Annotated in this window: 1 protein-coding gene; it reads right to left on the minus strand. The window is 33.8% G+C overall.

Translation table 11 applies throughout. The features are described 5' to 3' along the window. Positions 1–464 precede the first annotated feature (464 nt). Complete coding sequence (locus GQR56_RS21085; RefSeq protein WP_166115328.1) at positions 465–1460, minus strand: fatty acid desaturase; 996 nt, start codon at positions 1458–1460, stop codon at positions 465–467. Positions 1461–2367 lie beyond the last annotated feature (907 nt).

Below are 2367 nucleotides of genomic sequence, written 5' to 3' on the forward strand. Positions count from 1 at the left end.
AGGTATGCCAGCAAAGCAGAAGAAAGCGATGCGCAGTACAGCTTATCTTGAAAAGGTATTGAATTTATAGTGTTTTTTCATGCTCTTGCCCTGAAGTATTAATCCTCATAAAGTAAACTTAATCAGTTCAAATATTTGATTAACTTACTTGGTGTTATCAATAAATGCAAAAGCAGATAATAAAATAGCGGTAATAATTATTAATAAAGTAAGTCTCTCTGATGTAAGTGAGAAAATGCTTACCTGTCTATAAATAGGCTTAGATAAGAAAGTATATCGAAGTTTTTTTAAAGCACAGCAGCTTTAAATGGTTAGTGGTTAGTGGTTCAATTCAAATTAATGTACCTTCACTACTAAATTTAATTATACCGTTAGCTAAAACTTAATAAATGAATTTTTATATCAGTTTAGATACAAAAATAATGCAATTAATTAAGTTGTTAGCTAACTAGGCAATCAATTTTTTAATTAGGATTGTATGCATTTGCGTTTTTAATACTCTCAAAATCATTAAAGCGTACGTTATGTTGAGCCATAACTTTAAGTATTTTTTCACTCAGCATTTGACGTAAATAAAATGGCTGATTGGGCACAAAATGATGGATTGTATGCGTTTTACCAAAGTTGAAACTAAAAAGGTGGAATGGCATAAACAAACGGCTCGTTAATACGTGAGTCTGTTCAAGCATATTATTAACACCACCGTAATAGTGCATACTTGAAGTCACAAAATTAAGCGAGCTTGAACGAATAATATTTGGAATAATTAATACCACCATCAAAAACTCAAATACGTTCATTGTATTCAATAACCATTCTGGTGAATTTAACGTAAGCGGAATAAATAAATCAGCAATATTAAAGATTATTACGCTATACAAAACAATAAAATACGAAGTGGCTATTGGAAATCCCGCATTAAATACCTTAAAGAAACTAAACCCATCAATTTCTTTTTTAAAACGCTTAGCGTTAATAGTAAGCCCTAATAATCCATCCATAATAACAACAGCACGTAAAAAAGGATTTTTAATACCGTTGCCAACTAAACGTTCTTCTAAGTCTTGTTGAGTGCCAGACGTTTTATGATGATGTAAATGCATTTTACGCCTAAACCATGGGCTTACTGTATTAGGGCGCATTAGCCATACAGTTAACATCATAAAGTTATGCATAAATGGTAGGTTACTAAAATACTGTTTATGGATCAGATCGTGTTCAAGCTCATGAGAAATAGATGTAGCAATCGCTGCTAATATAATACATACCCAAGCTGGTATAATTGTTAAATAATATAAAACCCCAGCACCAATCAAAGCCCCTAGCGATAATAATAGTATAGCTAGACCTAGCGTATTTTGGTGAGCAAGCAACGGATGCTTTTCACGTAATAATACTTCCTCTGTTTTAATAGCTTTGACAATTGCTTGAATATTTTGCTTAGCACTTAACTGATTCATCGTTATCCGATTTACTGTTTCAATTAAGCACTATCATACCCTAATCGAATGTGGCTGCCAAAAACCGAAATGTAAAAGATTACTTTTCATCCTTATTTGTACCTCTTTATTTAATTATTAATATAAAAAGAACTATTTTCAAATACAGAGAAAGCCAACCTTTAAAAAGGGTTTTAAATGTGAAGTTAGTGCGTTACGCAGTAGAATTCTCTCGTACTTATCGCGATTAGTGAAAATACTACGCTATCATTGAGAAAGTAGCTTAGCTTTGCATTGAGATATTTATAAGCATAATTGAGGATGACGAGAGTAGATTCTATCTGCCATCTACCCACGTTTAACTTTTTTGCAGAAGTAATACCAATCCGCAATAATACTTAATCAATTTGAGGGATTAAACCTGACGCTAACTGCGTTAAAAATGTCTAATATAGAACAACTAAATAATGAAATTTTTGCCTTGTTGTCGACACGATTTTCTTACCTCAAAATAGACCACTTATTTAACCGAATCGATATAAAAAGCCCGAACCGTTGAATTCGGGATTTCTACAATTTGAAGCTGGTGCACTACGCAGTTGAATGCTTTAGTGCCCAGAGCATGGAGAGTTACAATATAAATACCGCGCTATCATTCTCAAGCTGATTAGTATCGCGCTATTGCTGAGACTGTTGAGCTAAGTGGGCTTATTGAAAGTGGGTCATGAGCTGAAGTCGAATGAAATAAGGGATATTAATGGGAGTGTAGGTGTGAGTTGTGCGTTATTTCACCACATTCCACTTTTCTGCGGACGTAAAAAAGCCCGAATCGCTAGATTCGGGCTTTCTACAATTTGAAGCCTGGTAATGTCCTACTTTCACATAGCAAATGCTACACTATCATCGGCGCTGTTTCGTTTCACTACTG

The organism is Pseudoalteromonas sp. Z9A5 (genome assembly GCF_011378875.1).
In the GTDB taxonomy this organism is placed as follows: Bacteria; Pseudomonadota; Gammaproteobacteria; order Enterobacterales; family Alteromonadaceae; genus Pseudoalteromonas.

Coding starts and splice junctions, on each gene's coding strand:
- GQR56_RS21085 (WP_166115328.1), bottom strand. CDS start 1,460: ATGAATCAGTTAAGTGCTAAGCAAAATATTCAAGCAATTGTCAAAGCT.